General features: G+C 33.7%; 26 protein-coding genes. 20 read left to right on the top strand and 6 right to left on the bottom strand.

Annotation, left to right across the window (positions count from 1 at the left end; genetic code table 11):
* The first annotated feature begins 7 nt into the window (after nt 1-7).
* The 3 genes from AC1RPW_RS06215 (at nt 8) to AC1RPW_RS06205 (ending at nt 2,214) form a co-directional block, all read left to right on the top strand.
* Nucleotides 8-646: an ATP-binding cassette domain-containing protein gene (locus AC1RPW_RS06215; RefSeq protein WP_481761782.1), complete on the top strand. Its 639-nt coding sequence runs from the start codon at nt 8-10 to the stop codon at nt 644-646.
* Nucleotides 643-1,158 carry a hypothetical protein gene (locus tag AC1RPW_RS06210; RefSeq protein ID WP_481761781.1) on the top strand — a complete coding sequence of 172 codons (516 nt, stop codon included), beginning with the start codon at nt 643-645 and terminating at the stop codon, nt 1,156-1,158. Before AC1RPW_RS06215 ends, AC1RPW_RS06210 begins: the two co-directional genes overlap by 4 nt.
* Nucleotides 1,159-2,049: 891 nt before the next feature.
* The gene (locus AC1RPW_RS06205) at nt 2,050-2,214 is read left to right on the top strand and encodes a hypothetical protein (RefSeq protein WP_481761780.1); all 165 of its coding nucleotides are present in this window, start codon (nt 2,050-2,052) and stop codon (nt 2,212-2,214) included.
* A gap of 729 nt (nt 2,215-2,943) precedes the next feature.
* On the opposite strand, the gene mscL is transcribed toward AC1RPW_RS06205, so the two are convergent.
* Nucleotides 2,944-3,393, bottom strand: a complete 450-nt coding sequence (gene mscL / locus AC1RPW_RS06200) for a large conductance mechanosensitive channel protein MscL (protein WP_409021944.1) — start codon at nt 3,391-3,393, stop codon at nt 2,944-2,946.
* Nucleotides 3,394-3,537: 144 nt separating this feature from the next.
* Between mscL and AC1RPW_RS06195 the strand changes: the two genes are divergently transcribed.
* Together AC1RPW_RS06195 and AC1RPW_RS06190 are read left to right on the top strand one after the other, a co-directional pair.
* Complete coding sequence (locus tag AC1RPW_RS06195; protein WP_481761779.1) at nt 3,538-3,894, top strand: DUF3899 domain-containing protein; 357 nt, start codon at nt 3,538-3,540, stop codon at nt 3,892-3,894.
* Between the two features lie 17 nt (nt 3,895-3,911).
* Nucleotides 3,912-4,070 (top strand): hypothetical protein, encoded by a 159-nt coding sequence (locus tag AC1RPW_RS06190; RefSeq protein WP_481761778.1) that lies wholly within the window; start codon nt 3,912-3,914, stop codon nt 4,068-4,070.
* A 59-nt stretch (nt 4,071-4,129) separates the two neighbouring features.
* Here AC1RPW_RS06190 and yidA read toward each other — a convergent pair whose 3' ends face one another.
* Nucleotides 4,130-4,945 carry a sugar-phosphatase gene (yidA, locus tag AC1RPW_RS06185; RefSeq protein ID WP_409021948.1) on the bottom strand — a complete coding sequence of 272 codons (816 nt, stop codon included), beginning with the start codon at nt 4,943-4,945 and terminating at the stop codon, nt 4,130-4,132.
* Nucleotides 4,935-6,302: an HD domain-containing protein gene (locus AC1RPW_RS06180; protein ID WP_481761777.1), complete on the bottom strand. Its 1,368-nt coding sequence runs from the start codon at nt 6,300-6,302 to the stop codon at nt 4,935-4,937. The genes yidA and AC1RPW_RS06180 overlap by 11 nt, the downstream gene beginning before the upstream one ends.
* Nucleotides 6,303-6,470: 168 nt before the next feature.
* On the opposite strand from AC1RPW_RS06180, the gene AC1RPW_RS06175 reads away from it, so the two are divergent.
* The 8 genes from AC1RPW_RS06175 to AC1RPW_RS06140 all read left to right on the top strand — a co-directional run bounded on the left by AC1RPW_RS06175 (nt 6,471) and on the right by AC1RPW_RS06140 (nt 13,607).
* Nucleotides 6,471-6,911, top strand: coding sequence for a YwiB family protein (locus tag AC1RPW_RS06175; RefSeq protein ID WP_481761776.1), 441 nt, complete (start codon nt 6,471-6,473; stop codon nt 6,909-6,911).
* A gap of 44 nt (nt 6,912-6,955) precedes the next feature.
* Entirely contained in the window at nt 6,956-7,552 is a 597-nt protein-coding gene (rpoE, locus tag AC1RPW_RS06170) for a DNA-directed RNA polymerase subunit delta (RefSeq protein WP_481761775.1), read from the top strand.
* Between the two features lie 220 nt (nt 7,553-7,772).
* Complete coding sequence (locus AC1RPW_RS06165; RefSeq protein ID WP_481761774.1) at nt 7,773-9,365, top strand: CTP synthase; 1,593 nt, start codon at nt 7,773-7,775, stop codon at nt 9,363-9,365.
* 116 nt (nt 9,366-9,481) lie between these two features.
* A complete protein-coding gene (locus tag AC1RPW_RS06160; protein WP_481761773.1) occupies nt 9,482-9,853 on the top strand; it encodes a GntR family transcriptional regulator in 372 nt (123 codons plus the stop codon).
* A gap of 2 nt (nt 9,854-9,855) precedes the next feature.
* Complete coding sequence (locus AC1RPW_RS06155; protein WP_481761772.1) at nt 9,856-10,749, top strand: ATP-binding cassette domain-containing protein; 894 nt, start codon at nt 9,856-9,858, stop codon at nt 10,747-10,749.
* Complete coding sequence (locus AC1RPW_RS06150; RefSeq protein ID WP_481761771.1) at nt 10,749-11,795, top strand: hypothetical protein; 1,047 nt, start codon at nt 10,749-10,751, stop codon at nt 11,793-11,795. The genes AC1RPW_RS06155 and AC1RPW_RS06150 overlap by 1 nt, the downstream gene beginning before the upstream one ends.
* A gap of 145 nt (nt 11,796-11,940) precedes the next feature.
* Nucleotides 11,941-12,837 (top strand): ABC transporter ATP-binding protein, encoded by an 897-nt coding sequence (locus AC1RPW_RS06145; RefSeq protein ID WP_481761806.1) that lies wholly within the window; start codon nt 11,941-11,943, stop codon nt 12,835-12,837.
* Complete coding sequence (locus AC1RPW_RS06140; RefSeq protein ID WP_481761770.1) at nt 12,837-13,607, top strand: ABC transporter permease; 771 nt, start codon at nt 12,837-12,839, stop codon at nt 13,605-13,607. Before AC1RPW_RS06145 ends, AC1RPW_RS06140 begins: the two co-directional genes overlap by 1 nt.
* A 78-nt stretch (nt 13,608-13,685) precedes the next feature.
* Here the strand turns inward: AC1RPW_RS06140 and AC1RPW_RS06135 are convergent, their stop codons facing one another.
* The gene (locus AC1RPW_RS06135) at nt 13,686-14,369 is read right to left on the bottom strand and encodes a metallophosphoesterase (RefSeq protein ID WP_481761769.1); all 684 of its coding nucleotides are present in this window, start codon (nt 14,367-14,369) and stop codon (nt 13,686-13,688) included.
* A 254-nt stretch (nt 14,370-14,623) separates the two neighbouring features.
* Nucleotides 14,624-15,631, bottom strand: coding sequence for a DUF1002 domain-containing protein (locus tag AC1RPW_RS06130; RefSeq protein WP_481761768.1), 1,008 nt, complete (start codon nt 15,629-15,631; stop codon nt 14,624-14,626).
* Between the two features lie 225 nt (nt 15,632-15,856).
* Here AC1RPW_RS06130 and AC1RPW_RS06125 point away from each other — a divergent pair, with 225 nt between their 5' ends.
* From AC1RPW_RS06125 to AC1RPW_RS06115, 3 genes are all read left to right on the top strand, one after another.
* Nucleotides 15,857-16,966 (top strand): NADH-dependent flavin oxidoreductase, encoded by a 1,110-nt coding sequence (locus AC1RPW_RS06125; protein WP_481761767.1) that lies wholly within the window; start codon nt 15,857-15,859, stop codon nt 16,964-16,966.
* Nucleotides 16,967-17,120: 154 nt separating this feature from the next.
* Complete coding sequence (locus tag AC1RPW_RS06120) at nt 17,121-17,351, top strand: helix-turn-helix domain-containing protein (protein WP_481761766.1); 231 nt, start codon at nt 17,121-17,123, stop codon at nt 17,349-17,351.
* Entirely contained in the window at nt 17,329-17,532 is a 204-nt protein-coding gene (locus AC1RPW_RS06115; RefSeq protein WP_481761765.1) for a hypothetical protein, read from the top strand. Before AC1RPW_RS06120 ends, AC1RPW_RS06115 begins: the two co-directional genes overlap by 23 nt.
* A gap of 56 nt (nt 17,533-17,588) precedes the next feature.
* Here the strand turns inward: AC1RPW_RS06115 and AC1RPW_RS06110 are convergent, their stop codons facing one another.
* Complete coding sequence (locus AC1RPW_RS06110) at nt 17,589-18,044, bottom strand: MerR family transcriptional regulator (protein ID WP_481761805.1); 456 nt, start codon at nt 18,042-18,044, stop codon at nt 17,589-17,591.
* 172 nt (nt 18,045-18,216) lie between these two features.
* On the opposite strand from AC1RPW_RS06110, the gene AC1RPW_RS06105 reads away from it, so the two are divergent.
* The 4 genes from AC1RPW_RS06105 (at nt 18,217) to AC1RPW_RS06090 (ending at nt 24,051) form a co-directional block, all read left to right on the top strand.
* Nucleotides 18,217-19,677, top strand: coding sequence for an MDR family MFS transporter (locus tag AC1RPW_RS06105; protein WP_481761764.1), 1,461 nt, complete (start codon nt 18,217-18,219; stop codon nt 19,675-19,677).
* A complete protein-coding gene (locus AC1RPW_RS06100) occupies nt 19,677-20,429 on the top strand; it encodes a DUF4811 domain-containing protein (protein ID WP_481761763.1) in 753 nt (250 codons plus the stop codon). Before AC1RPW_RS06105 ends, AC1RPW_RS06100 begins: the two co-directional genes overlap by 1 nt.
* Nucleotides 20,430-20,560: 131 nt before the next feature.
* The gene (locus AC1RPW_RS06095) at nt 20,561-21,490 is read left to right on the top strand and encodes an alpha/beta hydrolase (RefSeq protein WP_481761762.1); all 930 of its coding nucleotides are present in this window, start codon (nt 20,561-20,563) and stop codon (nt 21,488-21,490) included.
* Nucleotides 21,491-21,627: 137 nt separating this feature from the next.
* Nucleotides 21,628-24,051, top strand: coding sequence for a hypothetical protein (locus AC1RPW_RS06090; RefSeq protein WP_481761761.1), 2,424 nt, complete (start codon nt 21,628-21,630; stop codon nt 24,049-24,051).
* Nucleotides 24,052-24,079 lie beyond the last annotated feature (28 nt).

Here is a 24,079-nt window from a genome sequence, read left to right as displayed (position 1 = left end):
TGTAAAAATGAAAATAATAGAGTTGAAAAACATTTCCAAAAGAATTAAGCAAAAAGATATTTTAGTAGATATCAATTTATCAATTGAAGAAGGAATCGTTTGTGGATTCAGTGGGCCAAATGGTGCTGGGAAATCCATGATATTTAATACGATTATTGGGTTTGTAAAGCCTACTGAAGGTGAAGTTTGGGTTAATGGAAAATATATCAGAGTAGATGAACTTTTTTCAAGCAGCATTGCTTTTTCTATGGATAGTATTGGTATGTTAGAAGATTTTTCAGTTCTTAAAAACTTGGACTTAATTAATCAACTAAATAGTCATAAAATGACTAAGAATGAATTGAACGAAATGGTAACTTATGTTGGACTAGATCCTAATGATAAGCGTGCGATTAAACACTATTCATTAGGAATGAAGAAAAGGGCCTCAATTGCTTGTTGTTTAATCAATGATGCACCTATTTTAATATTAGATGAACCTAGTAATGCACTAGACGATAGTGGAAAAGACTTTTTGCGTCAGTTAATTATCGATCAAAAAGCAGCAGGGAAAACAATCCTTATTTCTAATCATGATAGTGTTTTCTTAAACGAAGTGAGTGATAAAATCATTCACATTTCAGAAGGTAGAGTTATTCTAAAATGAAAAATAAAAATTCGTGGAAACTAAGTCAGAGAGGATTACTTATTTTGGGAGGCATCTGCTTACTAGCAAGCGCTGTATGGTTATGGAATGCTCATGCAGCAGTAACCGAACAATATAAAAACAGTCAAATTAAGAATGTGTTTGTAACATCTAATCATCAAAAAATAGTAAATGAAAAATTTGTATTTACTAAAATCAAGCATCACGTCACTAAAGACTCAGACGAAGCTTACTACAATGACAGTATTGATGTCGATATTGAATCAAAAAAAGATGGTGACTTTCCACTCGGAGGGCTATTTGTTATGAATAGTTCTTATGATGTGACCCAATCTGATATGCTTAATGAAAAAGGTGAATCTGATTCTTCGCTGCATGTCGGGATAAATCATAAGACTTTAAAAGCAATTATTAGAAAAGGCTCTGGTAATCGTTCTTTTAATTTAGTGTTTTTAACTTCGTCCAAACCAGGTACTAATATAAAATATATCTATCAAAGTGATTTTAAGTGAATATCACTAGGTAAATTAAATTAATTTAGACAGTCCCGGCAGGTAATGCTAGGGCTGTTTTTTACTATTCTTAAAGTATTCAAATTCAACATAAAAAACCGTCAGTCCGGGGAGACTGACGGAAAAAGGGAGTAGAGATAATTAATTTCAGGGGAGAAATTAGTTATGAGTTAGATTAATTTATTCGGGGAAATAAATTAAAATTTAAAAGTTATTAATTAAGGTATGAAGTTATCATAACAAGTAGTTGTGAAGAAAATGTGACGTAAAAAGGATAAAATATGATTACTTTTTTTGTGGGGTGAAAGTATAGGATATATAATATTTTAGTAGTTTTTACATAAAGATTTTCTTAGAATAAAGCACTATTTGAGCTGATTATTAAATACAACTTTTCTACTACCCTTTAAAATTGATAAAGTGTATATTAAAAGGTAGTAAATATAGTTTAAGAAAGTGTTGCTATGGTTCTTTTAGCTCAAGAATTGTTAAATTATAACTTATAAGACTGTTTAAGGCTAGCAGAAGGTAAATGAAAATTAAAGATTCATTTGAATTGTTTGTAACCTATCAAGTCTATTCTATAATATTTTGATTGAATAAGGGTTGAATAATTAGTCAATTAATTAAAGGTGAAATAATTTATGGAATTAAGATACTTTATGAAGAGTCTAATTGAATAGGGAGTGATCCATATCCGGTACAAGATTATAATATTATATTAAAAAATTTAGAGAGCCTGACTTTGATTATGCAGGAGAGTTACCCAAAATATCTATGGCTTTTAGTACGTCTAGTACAGTAACTAGTGTTGGGGCAGAACTTGGGGTAACTTTAGTTACTATTTTCATAGTCTTTGTAGGTTCCTTAATAATATAGAAGGAGAAGAATATGATAGAATTTGAGATAAAAGTATTAATATTTTTATTAATTGGTACGCTTGTATTTATGATTTTAAAAATGCGGAAATATAAAAAAGAAATTACCGAACTTAATGATGTGGAAAAGAAGCAACAAGAACAAATAAGTAGATTAGAAGGGAAAAATAATGAATAGTTATGATCTAGTTTATCTTGTTATGCCTTTAGTATTATTTTGTATTTGGATTGCTTTCTACATTTACTTATGTGTATGTTTATATAAATATAAGAAAGCTAGACGAAAAGTAATAATTAGTTCTGCTAAACTTAATGAATTAACAACAAAAAAGATATTAGAACTAGAAAAAAAGTTAAAAAAATAGAATAAAAACTAATTAAAAAGAGAAGTAATCAGAAATCAATCTGGAGACTTCTCTTTTTAATTTATTATAGAGCTAATCGATTCTCAGAATAGTCTTGTGTCTAATCTGAGAATATAACCAATTAGGTTGGGCATTAAACTTAGACTTCAAACGTATATTTAATTAGAGACAGTACTCGTAATGTTAAAAAGGGGGACCAAAATAATCTTAGATTGTTATTTATTACTACAGATTATAACGCTTGAATATTATGATTTTATAGTCGATACACTTTAATTTTAAGGGTATAAAAAAACCGTCAGTCCGGGGAGACTGACGGAAAAAGGGAGTAGAGATAATTAATTTCAGGGGAGAAATTAGTTATGAGTTAAATTAATTTATTCGGGGAAATAAATTAAAATTTAAAAGTTATTAATTAAGGTATGAAGTTATCATAACAAGTAGTTGTGAAGAAAATGTGATGTAAAAAAGATAAAATATAAGTAAAATAAAAAAACTTGATTCCGATTAAAAATCAGAATCAAGTTTTTATTAATTATTATTTAGTCTTCTTTTGCAATTTTTTCTTCAATTTTTTTTGATGCTTCTCGAGGTAAGTCACTATCTCTTTCAGCTAGTAAGTTACGGATATCTTTTAAATATTCTTCTGTAGGTGTTAATGTCGTTTCTGAAGATTCTTCTTCCTTATCATTAGATCTACTTGTTGCATTTCTAAGTGCTGTGATTCCTTTAAGCAACATAAAGATAACAAAGGCTACGATTATAAAGTTAATGACATCGTCTAAAAATTGTCCGATTTTGAAAGTTGTATCACCAATTGTGAGAACGATCCCTGACAAGTCAACTTTACCGACGACAAGTGCAATGATAGGACCAATGATGTTAGTTGTGAAAGACTTAACGATTGTTGTAAATGCACCACCAATAATAACAGCGACTGCCAAATCCATCACATTTCCGCGAGTGATAAAATCTCTAAATTCTTTTAACATGTTTGATGAGTCTCCTTTAATTTGGTTAACTGTATCTTAAAGTATAACGGATTTTATAGGATAAGTGAACTGAAAATTGTGAGTTAATAGGTTTGAATGATATAATCAAAGCACAAATTAAAAGCGAGCGAGGAACTAACTATCATGAAACAGGCTAAAAGGAATGTCACATTTTTATTAAGTGTACTGGCAATCATTACTGCGATTATCTGGATCCGTGTTGGAGGGGATAGTTTTTCTTTATCTAATGTATATTTTTATATTGGCATTATATTAATTCTAGTCGGCATTATATTAATTTTGAGCCAAGCACAACTATTCGCTGGCTGGTTTAAACGACGAGATAAAGGTGAATCTAAAGAAGATTATAATGAACGTAAAATTGATGTTAAAAGTGTAGGAAGTAAAAAAAATCGTCCGCTTAAAATATCACCATTGATGCGTAGTTGTTTTATTGTTGGTGCATTATTGATTTTGATTGCTGTATTAGTGACTATTTAAACTAGGGAGATGATGTCATGAATATTTTTTTGGGTATTATCATCGTTTTGTGTTTTGCTGTAGGAGCATACTTTGTAGATGGTGGATTTGCAGAAAATGCTGGATCATTATATAAACAATTTAAGCAATCAAAGTTATCTTTTAGAGAATTTATGCGATTGTTGTTTAGAAGATAATTCGCCAAAAAAACGGACCTAACTTTGATTATTCAAAGTTAGGTCCGTTTTTAATTTATTTAATCAGCTAATGCATATTTTTGGATTGCTTTAGCAACACCTAACTCAACGTTAGTAGCAGTTACTGCTTGAGCATTATCTTTAACTTCTTGAATGGCGTTACCCATGGCAACACCTAGACCTGCTGCTTGGATCATTGATAAATCATTACCTTGATCACCAAGTGCCATAACCTCGTCTTTGGTGAAACCTAATTTATCAGCCAAGGACATAACGGCATTTCCCTTGCTGGCATTTTTGTTTAGGAGTTCTAAAAAGTAAGGTTCACTTTGAACGTAGTAATAATTATCGGTAATTTTTGCGGGTAATTCCTTAACGACACGTGTAATAACTTCAGGATAATCAATATACATCATTTTCGAAATGACGATATTCTTGTCCATTTCTTCAGGTTTTCGGAAACGAATAGGCATTTGAACTAAGAATGACTCTGCCACAGAATATTCACTGATATCAGCATTAGGTGTATACATTAATGCTTGATCTTCAGCATGAACATGGACGTTTAATTCACGACTTGTTTCTTCGATTATGTTGTAATCATTAATATCTAACGTATGATGAATTAAAACTTCACCAGAGCCTGAAACTTGAACTAAAGCACCGTTAAAAGTAATAACAAAATCATCATCTGATGTTAAACCGAGTTTTTCTAAGTATTTTGTAACGCCTGTTAAAGGACGTCCGGTACAAAGGACAACTTTGATGCCAGCAGCTTTAGCAGCTTTAATAGTAGTAATAGTTTCTGGGGCGATTTCTTTTTTATCATTAACGAGAGTACCGTCAATATCGATTGCGATTAATTTAATTGTCATGTTGTGTATTCTCCTTTGGGTTGATTAAAGTATCATTATTAAGATAAGTTCTAAATTGTGTATAAATGTCAGTGAATAAATCGTTCTCTGATTTTACTAATTCTCTTGGGAAGAAGAAACGACGGTCGCCTGATACTTTACCAGTAATAGAAGCAACGAGGTCACTGACGCTAGATAATTCAACAAGTGAACCATCTTCTTGAGCTAATTCGATTTGGGTGCGCGGCTTATCTTTGGTTGGATCATAGGCATCATAAGGTAAGTCGTAACTGTCATTTTCTGCCGTATAGTAGTCAGGTTGAAAGCCAGCTGATTCAATAAGACGTTCTAGAGTAGGTAATAAATCAACAGTCTCTTCATCAAATTTGATTGATTTAAATGGTTTGCGATCCAGGAAACGGACAGCTAAGTCACTTAAGATATTATCAGTATTTTGACGCCATTCCGTGAAGTAAGTGGTTAAAACACCGTCATCTAATTGTAAATAATCATCTAATGAAAATTCATTTTTAAAAAGTGGAATCAATAATTTTGGTGAATCCTCGGCACTTAAGCGATTATTTTCGTATAGGTATTTAGCCCGATTTAATAAATGACTTAAAATAACTTCCATTGATCTAGAAATAGGATGGAAATAAACTTGGACGTACATTTGGAATCGGCTGACAATATAATCTTCAACGGCATGCATCCCATTGATATCAAATGCAATCCCGCCTTTATAAGGACGCATCACACGTAAAATCCGAGTTAAGTCAAATGTACCATAATTTGTACCAGTGTAGTAAGAATCACGTAATAAGTAATCCATTCGATCAGCGTCTATTTGACTCGAAATCAATTGGACAACTTGTGGATTAGGGTACGTTTTTTGAATAACACTTGCCACTTTTTCTGGGAAATCAGCAGAAACTTTTGCTAAAACTTGATTAATCTCAGTTGATGGATCAGTTAAAATTTGAGCAGTGATAGCTTCGTGGTCCGTTTTGAAAATGTGCTCGAAAGTATGTGAGTATGGACCATGGCCGATATCGTGTAAAAGAGCAGCGCATAACGCCACTAATTTTTCGGAGTCGTCCCATAAACCGTCGCCAGCTTCTTTGCTTGGATAATTTCGTTGGAAATTATCGCAGATTCGACGTGTGATTTCATAAACACCCACGGAATGGGTGAAACGTGAATGTTCCGCTCCATGAAAAGTTAATGAAGTTGTACCGAGCTGTTTAATTCGGCGTAAACGTTGGAATTCTTTAGTATTAATTAAATCTAAAATAACTTGATGTTGCACATAAATGTAATCGTGAATAGGATCACGTAACACTTTTTCTCTAGCAAGTAACGGCGATTGTTCGAGCAATAGAATCCCTCCTCGAAAATTTAGATAGTAAATAAGTTCGTAATACTTCTATTATAACGAACATTCGTAATTTAGTCATGACATAATGATGATTATAGGTAACGACATTCATTTAAATCTAAGTTATAATACAGTGAAACGATAAGGTGAATGGAGGAATTAAGTTGTATGGCAATCACGTTAGATAAACAAATTGCGATCCATTTGGAAACAATTAAAACACAAGAAGGCGAAGTTGAACGCTATGTCATCGAAACAACGGGACAACTCGTTCGTTTAGGCGATGGGATGTATATCAGATATAAAGAAGAAGACGCAGAGTCTGGTAAAAAAAATCCAGTTACCTTTAAATTGCAAGATGATGGTGAAATTCAATTAACTCGAGAAACAGATGATATACGCACAAAATTAATTTTTTTAGCGCAAAAAAAAATTAATGGGGTTTATAAAACAGCGTATGGTCGTATTCCAATTGAAATTGAAACAACGCAATTAAAAAGTCAGTTAAATAGCCAACCAATTTCGGGATCACTTGATATTGATTATCGCTTAACAACAAGCGGTGAATTGTTGGGAGACTATAATATACGATTGCAATTTACGGCATAAAAATGTATGATTAAGAGTAGACTTTTGGAAAGGACGTGTGCTAGTTGGAGCTTAAACAATTCGATGGCCAAAACAAAGACGAGTTATCAATGATCGAGGTTGCTCACGCAATCTTATCGCAACATGGTGACGTCATGGGTTTTGCTGACTTAACTAATGAAATCCAAACATATCTTGGTAAAAATGATTTAGAAGTGAGAGATCGCTTATCACAATTTTACACAGATTTAAATGCTGATGGTAGCTTCATTTCACTTGGAGAGAACTTATGGGGATTACGTTCATGGTATCCCTTCGATTCAATCGATGAAGCTGTTGCTCATGTAGAAGATGAAGACGATGAAGATCGTCCTAAACGTAAAAAACGTAAGAAAGTTAATGCTTTCTTAGCAGATGCCGCTGATGATGATGACGTTATTGATTACAATGATGATGATCCTGAGGACGACGATTTAGATGCAACTTATGAAGATGACGACGAAGATGATGATGAAGATACAGAAATTAAAGGTTATGATAAAGATTTAGATGAAATAGCTGATAGTAATTCTGATGATGAAGAAGAATTACCAGAAGGTATTGAAGATCAATTATCTGAAATATCCGATGAAGATGCAGAAGACGACGAGGAAAATAATTAAAAGGACTTGACGATTTCGTCAAAACCCTGTAATATATTTTTTGGGCGCCTCGCAGGTATTTCTTGCGAGGACAAACGCACGGTTGATACAAGCTCCCTACACTGATTAGATTATTCTACTCGGCTTAGGGGGCTTGTTGTTTTTTATAGACATAATGAACAATAACTATCAGGCCACAAACACAGAATCCCCACAAAAATTAACCCAAAGGAGATTTATAATGACCAAATATATATTTGTTACAGGTGGCGTTGTTTCGTCAATTGGTAAAGGGATTGTTGCAGCATCTCTTGGCCGTTTATTAAAGAATAGAGGCTTGAAAGTTACTATTCAAAAGTTTGATCCTTATATCAATGTGGATCCAGGAACAATGAGTCCCTATCAACATGGGGAAGTTTTCGTAACTGATGATGGTACAGAGACTGATTTAGATCTTGGTCATTATGAACGTTTTATTGATATTAACTTAAATCAATATTCAAACGTAACGACTGGTAAAATTTATTCAGAAGTTTTACAAAAAGAACGTCGTGGTGATTATTTGGGTGCCACAGTTCAAGTTATACCACATATTACAAATACAATTAAAGAAAAAATTATGCGTGCTGGAACAACAACGGATTCTGATGTTGTAATTACTGAAATAGGTGGAACTGTTGGTGATATTGAATCATTGCCTTTCCTTGAAGCATTACGTCAAATGAAAGCTGATGTCGGTTCAGATAATGTTATTTATATTCATACAACATTGATTCCTTACCTAAAAGCTGCAGGTGAAATGAAAACGAAACCTACACAACATAGTGTTAAAGAATTACGCGGATTGGGTATTCAACCAGATATGTTGGTTGTTCGGACTGAAGAACATATCTCGCAAGATATGCGTAATAAATTAGCTAATTTCTGTGATGTTGAACCAGAAGCCGTTATTGAATCAATGGATGTTGATACATTATATACGATTCCTTTAGCGTTACAAAAACAAAAAATGGACCAAATCGTTGTTGATCATTTGAAATTAACAACACCAGAAGCAGATATGACTGAATGGCAAAAACTTGAAACACAAGTTTTAAATTTGAAGAAAACAATCAATATTGCGTTGGTTGGTAAATATGTTAAATTGCCAGATGCTTATATTTCTGTTGCCGAAGCATTGAAACATGCTGGATACACTGTTGATGCTGATGTTAAAATCACAATGGTTGATGCAGAAAAATTAGATGAAAGTAATATTGTTGAAACGTTGCAAGATGCTGATGGAATCATCGTTCCAGGAGGATTCGGTAATCGTGGACTTGAAGGGATGATTCTTTCAATTCAATATGCGCGTGAAAATAATGTTCCATTCTTAGGTGTTTGTCTTGGTATGCAAATGGCATGTATTGAATTTGCACGTAACGTTGTTGGGCTCCAAGGCGCACATTCAACTGAAGCTGTTCCAGAAACACCACATAACATTATCGACTTGATGACAGATCAAGAAGATGTTGAAGATATGGGTGGAACACAACGTCTTGGTTTATATCCATGTAAATTAAAACCAGGAACGGTAGCAGCTGCAGCTTATGATAATCAAGAAGTTATCCAAGAACGTCACCGTCATCGTTATGAATTTAATAACGAATACCGTGAACAACTTGCTGATAAAGGATTGGTTTTTGCTGGAACATCTCCAGATAATCGTTTAGTTGAAGTTGTTGAAATTCCTGAAAATAAATTCTTTGTGGCAGCTCAATACCATCCAGAATTTTTATCAAGACCACAACGTCCAGAAGGTTTATTCCAAGCCTTTGTGAACGCTACAGTTTAATAAATGTAATTGAAAGAGATAATAACAATTTGTTATTATCTCTTTTTTTATGTCTAAAAGGGTTGTATTTAATATGTGTACTATGTATTATAGTACACATGGATGAGGTGAGATAATTGCAAATTAATAAGACGAGTAGTAAACCGTTTTATGAACAATTGATATCAGGTATAAAAGAAGATATTTTTAAAGGAATTTTGCAGACAGAAGACAAGTTGCCGTCAGTTAGAGAAATGGCTAAAATTCATGAAATGAATCCAAATACGGTTAGTAAAGCGTATAAAGTTTTAGAATCACAGGATGTAATCGTGACAGTTAAAGGTCGAGGGACATATGTCAAAGCCAATAATGAGAGCAATCGCGATGAACGACAAATCCAAAAAAATCGTGAGGCATTGTTAGATACGATTAAAGAAGTGACCTATCTCGGTGTCCAAGAAGATGAGATTCAGGGTTGGGTTAAGTCGTATTTTGAAAAGGAGGACTAAGAATGGGATTTGAAATTAAAGGTTTATCAGAGAAAATTAGTGACAAAGAGATACTTAATGATATTAATATGTCTTTAGTCCCAGGGGAAATAGTGGGTCTAATTGGTCGTAATGGAGTTGGTAAAACAACCTTATTCAGATCAATTTCAGGCCAATACATACCAGATCAAGGTGATATTTTAATTGATGATCAATGGATGAAAGAAGATTCATCATTGAAGGAAAAACTCTTTTATTTAGATACACAGAATAATTTTTTAGACAGCTACACAATAGATAAGATTGTCGAATTCTATGAACTCGCTTATCAAACGTTTGATCGTCAAAAATATGATAATTGGGTCACAGAATACAACCTACCTAAACAAACAAAATATCGTCAATTTTCTAAAGGGATGCAAGGATTATTTAATATTATTTTGGCCTTTTCCACTGGTGCACCATATGTTATTTTAGATGAACCACTGGACGGGTTAGATGTAATTGTCCGTAAACAAGTTTTCCAAATTATTATTGATGCCGTTGCTGAAGACCAGCGAAGTGTACTTATTTCTTCACATAATTTAGAAGAATTAGATCGATTAATCGATCGCGCAATGGTTTTAAAAGATGGACATATTGTGAGTGATTATCGTTTGGAAGACACGCGTTCAGAATCACGAAAAGTTCAATTGGTGTTTAAATCAAAAGAAATTCCAGCTTTCATTAAAGAAAATAGCCGAGCAATGAGTATTCAAGGTCGTGTCGTCACTGTTTTATTTGAACACTATTCAGATGAAATTGAAGCTCAAATTGAAGCTGAAGATCCGGCATTATTCGAAGAATTACCGTTAACGTTGGAAGATTTATTCCGAGCAAGTCTTTCGGCTAAAGAAAATACCGGAGGTGGGAAGTAGTGACAGTTAATAGAAGATTGAATCAGATTATTTGGCAGAGATATAAGTGGATTGTTTTATCACTTGTTGCACTTATTGTGGTTGTTATGGGGTTTACACTACATAATTCGGTTGACACTACGGGAATAGACGCGGCCAATCTTACTTATACAGAGTTTGTTCAAAGTGAAAAAGATTCGGCAAAAGCGGATCATCGTAAAATAGGTTCAGTTAGCAGAGCAACATATGAAAAAAATAATATTAAAATAAAAGATGTAAGTATTCATGATGGTACATTTCAAAATGCAAAAACAGCACTAGTTATTTTTAGTCTGGGTGCTATCTTATTAGGGATATTTACTAATATGTATGATATGCAAACTAAATTTAATGAATTTATATTTTCAAGCTCATTTTCTAGAAAACGCATTTTCTTAAAAAAAATTGGTCTAATGTTACTACCTGCCTTACTTACTTTTATTGTAGGTTCAATTATAACAACATTTGTTGCTGATGTAGCTATCTCAGTAAGTAATCCAAATTTTATATCAGATAGAATGATACATTTATTCTTAGATAGTAGTCAATTGATTGCGCTATACAGTGTTGGCCTTGTGGTAGGTGTTTTAGTTCGTCGGGTTGTAGCATCTGTCGTCACTGCGTTGGGATTCACTGGCTCGGCCTTGATATGGTTTGCTTACTTTGAAGGATTCATTTTTGATCAAACGCAAGACATGTCTAATACTTATTATCTTGTACTAGGATTTATATACTTGATTGCTGGGTTATTGATGATAGTGATGGCAGTTCATTATTTCAACAAATTATCATTAGAACAGGATAGTCCTTATTTACAATTCGATTATTTAAAACTACCACTACTCATTTTTACAACGGCTTATATAGCTATTTTAATGGCTGTAGTTAATTATGATACAATTGGGGAAAAAATAGGATATGGCTTGATAAGCGGCTGTATTACAGTCATTGTTGCTTATATTGTTATTTATCGTCCACAAAATATTAGTCAAAAATTGCAACGTATTTTTTCGAAAAATAAAAAATAAAAGTAAAATGGCTACCTATTTCTCTAAGAATAGGTAGCCATTTTGACCTTACAGACTTGTTAGTATGTAATAAAAGGGAATTGTGCTAAACTACTGTTTATAGGAATGTAAAAGCAATTATTGGGAGGGATTCAATTTGAAAGAAATGTTAACAATAAACAATTTAACTAAAAGTTTCGGTAAAAAGGTAGTCCTCAAAGGTATTAATTTTACAATCGCAGAAGGTGAGATTGTTGGGCTTGTTGGTGCTAATGGCGCTGGTAAAACAACCATCATGAAATCAATTCTTGGATTATCAAATTACCAAACTGGAGAAATAACAATTGACGGTAAAATTGTATCAACAACTAGCCATCAAGGGTTAGAAGAAGTTGGTGCCTTAATTGAATATCCTGGTATCTATCCATTTTTAAGTGGCTATGATCATTTAAAATTATTCTCTGAAATCAATACCAAAGAAGAATTAGATGAAATTGTTGCTGATTTGCATATGACAGATTACATTAATCGTAAAGCTAAATCATATTCATTAGGAATGAAGCAAAAATTAGGAATTGCATTAGCTTTATTAAATAGACCAAGATTAATTATTTTAGATGAACCTATGAACGGATTAGATCCTCAAGCAACACGTGATGTCCGCGAACTTGTTTTAAAGTTATCTAAACGCGGGACAGCGTTCTTGATTTCAAGTCATATTTTAGGTGAATTAGAGAAAATTGTTGATCACTTTATTATTTTAAATGAAGGTAAAATAATGAAAGCAATGTCTACTACTGAATTAAGTGATAGTAGTAAGCGATATGTTTTACTAGAGACGACGTCAAACGAGCAAGCTAAAGTTCTTTTAAAGGCCGCTAATTATGAATTGGCAGTTGATCAAACAGTTAAAGTAAAGGTAGACGAACAAGATACTTTAGCAAATATTATCCAAGTGCTCTACGATAATAAAATTCAAATAAATGATGTACGTCATCAAGAACATGATATGGAAGAATCACTATTGAATTTATTAGATAGTAATGACGGAGGTAAGGCTTAATGTTAACTTTAGTTAAACAAGAATTATTTAAGTTAGGTAAAAAGAAATCTACAGCGATTATATCAGCGATATTACTTGTTTTTATTTTTGGGGTAGCACTTTTAACAAAAATATATAGTTCGATTTTCGATCCAGCAAGCATGGTACAAAGTGGATTTGGATCTATTCAATTAATTATTTTCATTTTAATTGCGTCAGCAAGTGTTATTATTGCTATGGAAACACAGTTTGGTACAATTAAGGATTTGCTTTATCGGAAATATTCACGTGGAGCTGTTTTAGCTAGTAAATGGCTTACAATATTAATCTATTCGATTTATTTGAATGTTTTAATATTCGTGGCTTCAATTATAGCTAAATTAGTGCTTTTACCAATGGTATCCTTGTCAGATAAAATAGATAACCAAACGATTGTTATGTCTTTAATAACAACGTTAGTGGGGAATTTTATTAGTACCTGGTTGATTTTAAGTTTGGTATTATTATTGGCTAGTATCTTTAGTAGTTCAGGTGCTTCGATTGCAGCTGGTATTGTTTTTTATTTCTTAACATCTATTTTATCAGGAATCCAAATGTTAGCTATTGCTAAATGGGATTGGATTAAATGGAATCCACTTAATATGATGAATTTAAGTAATCAGTGGGCAGACGGACAGGAGTTTGAAAAACTAACTCAATTAACGAATAACGAATTGATTATAGGTAATCTAGCTTATACGGCACTATTTTTATTTTTAGGTTATTTTGTTTTCAAACGTAAAAATGTTTAAAAAAAGTGTATCGTCAATTAATTTTTGACGATACACTTTTTTTGTCCAATAATTATGAGTAGCTTAAAATGACTATTACTAAAGATACAAGTCAAATACTGCAATCTGTGGAGGTACTAGGAATCGAGCTGAGATTCGAGATGTTCCAATACCACTATTAACATATAATTTTGTATTGTTCTTTAGTGTATAAAGGCCACTAGAGTAGCCACCATCTCCGTCATGATCAGATAATAATCCTTTATTAGTGAAAGGAATACGAATTTGGCCACCATGTGTGTGACCACTTAAAATTAAATCGACGGTATTAAATGAACCATTTGACAAACTAGGTTCATGAGCCATTAAAATATGGTACGTTGAATTGGATTTATCAGGAGCTACTGTCGTTTGGACATCGGGGATACCTAATTGAGAGTCATCTACACCACCCAACCAAATGGATGAATTTCCACCTACATTGATAGTCGTTGAACTATTTTTAAGGACAGTAAAACCACCTTGATTCATTACAGTAGTGTAAACTCTGGCTGCACCGCCACCGTAATCTTTATTTCCATATACTGCGTATTTTCCATAGGTTGATTTAATTTCACTTAGTTTTTGAACAATAGCTGTTACGGGATGGTATTGATTGTAATTGCTGAATAAATCACCTGTAAATAAGACCAAATCTGGTTTTTCTTGATTGATTTTATTAACAATTTTTCCGAAATTTTCAGGTGTATAATCATCTGCTATTTCGACATCACTAATTTGCACAATTTTAAGTTTCTTTTTAGTAGTATCTGCCTTATTTAAAGCAATATTTTTAACGACAACGCGGTAAGGCTCTATTTTAAATGCGTAAAAGGTACATGCGGCACTTACTATTAATAGGATGAAAATGACACTTAATATTTTTTTCTTCGTGATAGTATCATGCCTCCGTTTGATTAGTTAACTAAAAAAACCTACAGTAAGATTTTTAGTCTAAAACTGTAAGTTCTTCTTAAAACCTATATGGTTAGTTTTATTTATGAAATCCAAGAACTAATAGCTGACCAGATAGCGTTAAAAAATGAAACAATTGCGTCCCAAATTTTTTGTAGGAAGTTTCGATTTTCAGCTGTGTCTAATTTGCTGAAAATATCTTTAGCACCATCTTGAATATTTGTTGCAACTTTACTTGCTTGTGATTTGAAATTTGATGAATCTAAAGCACCTGAATCACGAATCTTGATTAACACGGCAATAATATCTTGTTTTTGATTATCAGTAATGACATTTGTTAAGTTATTATTTGTGATTTGGTTATTTACAATAGTAGTAATTTGATTATTTGTAATAGAACTACCTTCTTTAGCCATATCATTTTTAGCACCGGCTACAGCGTTATTCAATTGTGAATCAGTATACCCATCTTTGCTTTTATTGGCTTGTGTAATGTCACTTAAAGTCGACATTTCATTTTGTGCGGCAGTGACTTGTTTTGTATTTAGAGCGTCCCCGTTTGTAGCGAAGGCTGCATAAACACCAGCTAAAGCACCTGATCCATCTATTGGTGTAGCAGAAGTGACATAGATATTGGCATCAGTTACACCAGCTGTTAATGCGGCGTTTTTATATTGGTTTTCTGTAATTGTGGTGATGTTATTTTTACCATTGTAGTCTAAAATTTCAACGTTGATACCAGAACCACTGCTCGTTTTTTGAACCATAGCAGATGACCAGACACCTGAAGTTGATGTAAATGAGCCACCAGAACTATTGAGATATTTAACTAAAGTTGCGCCATTTACGGGTAATGTCGAATATGAAGAACTACCGTTTAAGCTAGCTGTTAAAGTTGAAAGTGTTCCTGATTTTTGTGAATCTGTTAAACTTGTTCCTAATGTGACAACTGGATTTGACCAGTCAGTTGTTGTGCCCGATGTTGATGAAGCTGAGCTTGAATCATTAGTTGCAGCAGAGGCAACAGATCCTAGACTCAAGACAGCTAATGTTGTAAGAGTTACTGTATAAATTAATTGTCTGAATTTCATAATGGTTTGCTCCTTAAATAGCATGTATTTTAATTTTATTATACCTATCTGATGAAGGAATCATAATAATTGAGTTTGAATAATAGAAAAAATTAAGATTTATCATCATTGAGAGATTTCTTTGTAAGTGAGACAATGAGCGCATCATTTAATCTAGCAACATAATTTTGAGTAGTATGGTATGACTAATTTAAATAAAACTAACGACTGAATGGGAGAATAACGATGACAAAAAAGATGACGGATACCTTTAGATTCAGGCGGGGATTGGAATTGAAAAATAGAATCTTAATGGCGCCAATGACCGTTAAGATGAGCTACTATGATGAAGTTGTTACACATGATGAATCAGATTATTATGCACTACATTCAGGCGAAGTTGGGGCTGTTATTACGGCAGCTACCAGTGTCCAAGCAAATGGAAAAGGTTGGGAAGGCTCACTTGCCATCTATGATGATAAGTTTATTCCCGGGCTAACGAGATTGGCATCGGCAATCAAAAAGAATGGGACTAAAGCTATTTTACAAATTTTCCATGCGGGTCGTATGACAAATTCAACGGTACTTAGAGGACAATTACCAGTTTCAGCCAGTGCTGTTGCGGCAGAAAGACCAGACGCAGAAATTCCTAAAGCATTGTCAGAAACTGAAATTTTAGAGTTGATTGAATCCTTTAAATCAGCAACAAAACGAGCAATTAAAGCGGGATTTGATGGCGTTGAACTGCATGGTGCGAATACGTATTTACTACAACAATTTTTTTCACCACACTCAAATAGACGTCATGATGCTTGGGGTGGCACGCTTGATAAGCGATTTAAATTCATTAATGATGTAGTTGATGGTGTTATTGAGAGTGTTGATCAATCAGGTGTAAAAGATTTTATTGTTGGTTACCGCTTTTCGCCTGAAGAATATGAAAAGCCAGGTATTAGTATGGAAGATTCAATGATTTTGATTGATAAACTTGCTGATAAAAAATTAGATTATCTACATATCTCATTAGGTAAGTATAATAGTGTTTCGAGAAATATAAATTTCAATGAAAAATCAAGAATGGATTATGTCCAAGAAAAGATAAATGGTCGTGTTCCATTAATCGGGGTAGGAGATGTTCGGACTCGGGAAGATGTTAATGGTGTTTTGGCTAACGCTGATTTAGTAGCCGTTGGTCGTTCACTCTTAATTGATCCTAAGTGGACATCAAAGTTATTGAATGGACAAGAAGAAACTATAAAAAGAACCTTAGCTAAAAATGATCGGGAAAAATTAATGGTTAGCGATGGTGCTGTTGAATTTTTAAAAGATATGATGCCTGAGCGGTTAGTTGATTAAAAAACAAAACTAAATCTAGACAAATAGTGTGTTGCAAATTTAATTTGCCGCATGCTATTTTTAGTTGCGGCCCTTTCAACTAGCGGTTGCCTGTTGCACCCCTTGCTGTATGCTAATATTTGAGATGTTAAATAGAGGAAAGAAGGTTATAGGGATGAAAATTATATTTGCGGAACAACTCGTTAAAATACGTAAAGAGAAAAAAATGTCACAAGAAGAATTGGCAAATCAATTGTTTGTATCAAGACAAGCTGTATCAAAATGGGAAACAGGAGAAGCTGAACCTGATTTGGGAAAAATTGAATCGGTAGCCAAAATTTTAGACGTCCCTGTAGAAATATTACTTTTTGGTGGCGATGCCAGTGAAAAAAACGTCAGAGTTTAAAACTAGAATTAAACGATTTATAGAAGAAGATGAATCAGATAAAGATTGGCACGAAAATCATAGATGGCGTGAGTGGCAATATAAACCGATTAATAATGGGTGGGAATTCCTAGCTCGCTATTACTGGATTATTTTTGCACTCATTGGCATGATTGCATGGGGGATTATGGGTCTAAAATAGATATGATAATAAAGAAGCTTTCAATACTTGTCTACAAACAAGTATTGAAAGCTTCTTTATTTTACCGGAACAACTTTTATTTCAGTTGAGTCATCATGAATGACAATGTATAACGTTTGAGTTTCTTCTTTATCAAAGAAACCGAGATTAATACAGGGTAAACCATCGATTTCTTCCACGCCAACGAAACGATCCGTAAATATCTGACGAACCATTTTACCCATTTCTTTATGGGCATTTGCTTTAGCGGCAGCTGTTTTAAGTGTAAATCCAGAGTCTAAGTAAGATTTAATTAATCGAATAATTGATAAGGTATGGTAAGAATATTTTCTATTCTGATTTTTATTAGTATTAATAGAATCAATAAAGCCTTTTTGTTCCCAATAACGAATTTGACTCTGAGTGAGCCCAGTTGTTTCGGCAATTTCACCGATTCCGATTGAAAATGTATCATTCTTCATAATAACGGCCATTCTTTTTGCATAATCTTTAATGTTTGCAATATCGTCCATATCTGCCAAACGAATATACCTCCTAAATAAAAATTTATCTAACAATCTCATTGTGATGTTTACTATACTGATTATATATATATTAAAACGTTTGTCAACTTACTTGACATTAAAGCGAGATAGTCTTATATTAGTCTTCGAAGATAAATTAAAGAAAAAGAAGGTTTTAAGTATGGATGGATTAGATGCAAAGGGTAAACCATATAATCGCCCCATGCTAATTGCAATTTTATTAGTAGGGACATTTTGTACGGTTTTGAATCAAACAATTTTAGCAACTGCATTTCCAACATTAATGGATGAATTTGACGTAACAACGTCAACTGTTCAATGGTTAACAACAGGATTTATGTTAGTCAACGGGATTTTAATTCCAGTTAGTGCATGGTTAAGTAGTCGTGTAAATACCAAATGGTTATACATAGGTGCTATTGGTATCTTTGAATTAGGAACAGTTTTAGCATTTATCGCACCTAATTTTGGGGTATTGTTAACAGCTCGCTTAGTTCAAGCAGTCGGTGTTGGGGTAACAATGCCTTTATTACAAACGATTATGCTTTCAATTTTCCCACCCGAAAAACGTGGTGCTTCAATGGGACTTGCCGGTTTAGTTATCGGACTAGCTCCTGCAATTGGACCTACACTTTCAGGTTGGGTTATTGATAATGCTTCATGGCGTGATCTTTTTGGTATGATTATTCCATTAGTAGGAATTGTTTTTGTGGCTTCTTTCTGGTTTATGAAACCGGTCATCAAAACACACAAATCTAAAATTGATGTCTTATCATTGATTTTATCAACAATTGGATTTGGTGGCTTACTTTATGGATTCTCAACAGTTGGAGATAACGGCTGGGGAAGTACCTCAGTACTTAGTTTCCTTGTTGTGGGTGTTATTTTTATTGGTTTATTCATATGGCGTCAATTAACAATGGAAAATCCTTTCTTGGAATTACGTGTTTTTGCTTCCCAAGAATACACAATTGCAGCCGTTTTAAGTTCAATTGTTAACATGGCTATGATCGGTGTTGAAATGATTCTACCAATGTATCTCCAAATTGTACGTGGAGATAGCGCATTTGAGTCAGGATTAACCTTATTGGCTGGTGCTTTAATGATGGGGATTATGAGTCCGATAACGGGACGATTATTCGATATTTATGGTGCTAAGAAATTGGCAACTGGTGGTATGTTCTTATTAACACTTGGTACAATTCCATTCGTTTTCTTAACAAAAGATACGCCAACTTTATACATCACAATTATGTATGCAGTTCGTATGTTTGGGATTTCAATGGTTATGATGCCAACAACAACATCAGGGATGAATGCATTACCAGCTAACTTGATGGGTCATGGAACGGCTGTTAATAATACAGCTCGTCAAATCGCAAGTTCAATCGTAACAGCGGTTATGATTTCCGTTCTAACAAATGTAACAACAGCTGCATTACCAGCTAAATCAATGCTTAAATCGGCACCATTAGATTACAAAACAAAAGCTATTGATGCGACATTAAGTGGTTATCATGCTGCCTTTATCATCGCAGTCGTTTTCTGTGTGGTTGGGCTCGGATTTTCATTCTTCTTAAAATCAAAACAACAAGTTTTAAAAAATGGAGGTAATAAATAATGATTATTTTATTATTAATTCTTTCAATTATTTTATTCTTCCTTACGTGGAACCTCATCCGTAATAATGTACTGAGCTACATTTTAGGTGGCATTTTTGCACTTTGTATTATTCTTACAGGTGGCTTAATTGTTGCTAACTACAGTGCACATTATGGAATGGAAAAAGTAACGACAACTAAGACAGAACAATTAGCTTCTAGTTCTAAAGAGATGGACATGTTACTATATCAGCCTATCGGTACAGATGGATCTGAAAAAGTCGTTATTTATAAAAATACGGCATCACAAAAGAAAACAAAGGCAACTAAGACAGACGATACAACTAGCAAGATTGTTGAAAATGCTAAGAGTAACAAATTAGTTACTAAAGAAACCCGTTGGACTTATAAAGGTAATGGGTATCGATTAATGTTTGGTATCGCTAATAACGATAAAACTTTAGTAAAACGTACGCATACATTCTACGTTAAAAAGAGTTGGACAACATTAACGGTTAAGCAAGCTAAGGCCATGCCTAAAATTGCTAAAGTAGAAGCAGCTAAAATGAATACAAAGGCAGGAAAAGCTAAACTTGCTGCGGATGGTGCTACTTTTGTTAAAGCAGCTGTCACAAATGCTATGATGAAAGATGCATCAATCTCGAAAGCTGATCAAGCTAAGATTGCAGAACAAGCAACAACAATTTTCAAGGCACAAACAAAAGCAAAAGTAATGCAAAACGTATTAAAAGAAGTTAAAGAAATTAAATAAACCGTTATTTATTTAGTAACCACACTAGTTTATCCAACTAATGTGGTTATTTTTTTAAATTAAAACGTGAATTATAAAATAAACAATGCTATAATACGTTAATGGCATAAACGATAAAGGAGTTTCTTTGAATGAAAAAGAAAATTATAATTTGGATTGTCAGTATTTTAGTGTTATTAGCGGTTGCAATTACAGGGGGTAGTTTCTATCTCTATCACTATGCCATTCAAAATACAGAAAAAACATTAACGGGAACATCAAAAGGAACACCAAAGCGAACAATTGAAGCAAAAAAATGGTTGGCCAGTACTAAAAAAGAAAACTGGACAGAAACATCAGCAGGTGAAAATTTAAAATTAGTTGCTGACTATGTACCGGCGGCAACTAAATCTTTAAAAACAGTTGTTGTGGCACATGGTTACATGGAAAATAAAGAAAGTATGGCTTCATATATAAAATTATTTCATGATAATGGCTATAACGTTTTAGCGCCAGATGATCGAGGCCAAGGTAAAAGTCAGGGCGATTATATTGGTTTCGGATGGAAAGATCGCTTAGATTACATTAAATGGACCAAAAAATTAATTGCCGAAAAGGGAACAGATCAAAAGATTGGCTTGTTTGGAGTTAGCATGGGTGGTGCTACTGTCATGATGATGAGTGGTGAAAAGTTACCAACTCAAGTTAAAGCAATTGTTGAAGATTGTGGTTATACAAATGTTGAAGATTTGTTAGCTTATCAATTGAAACTCCAATTCAATTTACCAAAAGAACCATTAATAACAACTTCTAGTTGGGTAACTCAGTTACGTGCGGGCTACTCTTTTGCAGAAGCTGACTCTGTTAAACAATTAAAGAAAAATAAATTACCAACATTATTCATTCATGGCGACAAGGATGATTTCGTTCCTAGCGCAATGGTTTATGACAACTACAAAGCCTCAGCAGGTACGAAGGAATTGTGGATTGTGAAGGGCGCAGGTCACGGAAAAGCGTTCAGTAAGGATCCAGAATTATATACTAAAAAAGTCGTTAAGTTTATGAATGATAATTTAGATTAATAATAAAATCATTTATTTTTTAAATAACATCAAAAAGTGTGGGGGTACCCTCTATTTTTGATGTTTTTTTTTGTCTGTATCATGCTATCATATTAGTTATTATAGATGAACTTTGGGGAAAATAGGTGGGGGCCAACATGAAAATTAATAATAAATTAAAATTAACACTACTAACTTTTGGGTTATTCTTTTTAGTTAATGTAACAAGTATCAAGGCAGATGCGGATTATGATTCTGCAAAAGCATCAGCACCTCGAGCAATTTTAATGACAAATTTATTCCAGACGGGTACTGGTGCTGGAGTAGTAGCAACTAGTGGTATGGTCGAATTAACCGATACCAATAAAGATCCTAATTCGACTAATCTGGCTGCTAAAACGATGGTTAAAATTACGGATGCTAAGAATCAAAAAGCAGCAATTTGGTCAACAGACGAAAATTCATTTGATATTAATACAAGTAGTAAAGCTTCTATGTGGATTTATTTTGGTAGCAAAACGAATACTGCTGGGGATGGGATGGCACTTGTTTTTCAAAATGATGCAAAAGGAAATGCTGCTATTGCAACTAAAGCAGGTGAAACGTTAGGTGTTTGGGGAGACGATTCAGTGGGTACGGGATCCCCCAATAATACTGCTAGAGGCGCTATTCAAAATAGTTGGGCGCTAGAATTTGATACTCATTTGAATAATGGTAATAGTTCAGGAAACGGATTTGATTTAGATCCTAGTTTAGCACCTAACCATATTGGTAGTGGGTATCCAGCTGTTGAGGCAACATACACGGATAATCATACAATCTCTTCTTCAGTTAAACTAAATCATTTAGGCCTTATTAATTATAATGGGTTCTTATCAAATCGGGCATGGCATCATGTGACAATTGATTATAAATCAGTGAGTGCGAGTGCTGGGTCAATGACATATACGATTGATGATAAAAAACCAATTTCAGGAACAGAAGACTTGGATCCTACTGAAGATACAAGTCAGACAGGGCAGACGGCAAGTGTTCCAATTGATAAATCGAAATTTAATTCTACAACGGGTAAAATCCGTTGGGGATTTACAGGGTCAACGGGTGACTCTTTTGAAAATAACTTAGTTATGTTTGAAACTGTACCAGGTCTTGTTAATGCGACTGCGGTACAAACTATGACGGATATTACACAAAATAACAAGGATGTCTCGGCTAATGGAGAAGTAAAAGCTGGAGATAAAGTAAAATTCAACACTACCGTAACTTACGATAGTGGAAAACAATCGTGGACAGGCATAGGTGGATATTTAAAATACCCGGCTAATAATATAAAATGGACTGGGTATGAAATACCTAACGATTTTGGTACAGGAAAATTTCCTAGTAATATCTATGGAAGTGACCCTGCTGGGTTATCCGGCGCGCAAATACCTGAATTATCTACACCTGGACAAAGTTCACATATTTCATTTATCGGTGAAGTAATGCCAGTTGAAGTGGATACACCAGTGACTGTTTCAGCAGGTCAATTCATCGGAAGCAATGCAATGATTGATTCTAATCCTATTAGCTATACGATTAAAGCATCACCAAAAACAGCCTTAACGATTGATGGCCTTAAAGATATTGATATTAATTATGGAACGGATGCGACGATTAGTGGAACGGTAAAATCTAGTTTAGGTGGAACTTTTGCTAAAGGAACAACGGCCAGTGTGACACTTAATGAGGATACAACACCTATTAAGGGTGATGTCGCAACGGATGGTACATTTAACGTAACGATTCCAAAGGACAAACTAACCACTGGCGAATATTCTTATAATGTTCAAGTAACAGATCCAGATGGTAATACGACGCAAAAATATACACAAAAAATTAATATTAAACCCGTTTTAACTTTAAATGATAATAAAGGAACCGTTGTAGCGCCATATACATTGATTTTCCAAGTAGCTGATAATAGTGCAGCGTTAACAACGTACTATAAAGAAGGAAGTACTGGAACACCTGTTGAATTAGAAAAATATACAAATACTAAACCAGGTTCGACACAAGATCATAGTGTAGCACTAGATACAACTAAGTTTGCCATTGGAACGCACGAGTTAACTATTTATTCGGTTGATTCTGAAGGAAACATTTCTAATAACCAAACAATCTCTGTTGTCGTAGGATTGTTGAGTATTTCATCAGATGATTCAATTAATTTTAATAATAAAATACCAGCGAAAAGAAGTATTTTAAACCGTGCTTCAAGCTATATGCTTAAGTTAGAAACGTCAGCAGCTAAAAACTGGACATTGTCTGTGACTGCAGGACCACTAACTGCAGCAAGTGATAAAAGTACTTTAAAGCATTCAACTATTGGGTTTCGTAATTCAAATCAGGAAAACACGTTACCGCTTTCTCCAACGTATGGTACAATAGTGTCTACAGGAGTAGGTCAAGCAACTACGGTTGAAAAAAGTTGGTCAGCAGATTCTGGAATTGTATTGGATGTTGAACCAAGTGAAATTAAAGTAGCTGAAACCTATAGTTCTGAATTAGATTGGACGCTAACGAATGTACCAAATAATTAATAATAAACTTAATTGTCGGTTAAATTCA

The sequence above is a fragment of the Dellaglioa sp. CoH-55-MRSF-8 genome, assembly GCF_056782195.1.
The sequence above is the reverse complement of the archived record's forward strand: the minus strand, read 5'-3'. Positions and strand labels throughout refer to the sequence as shown.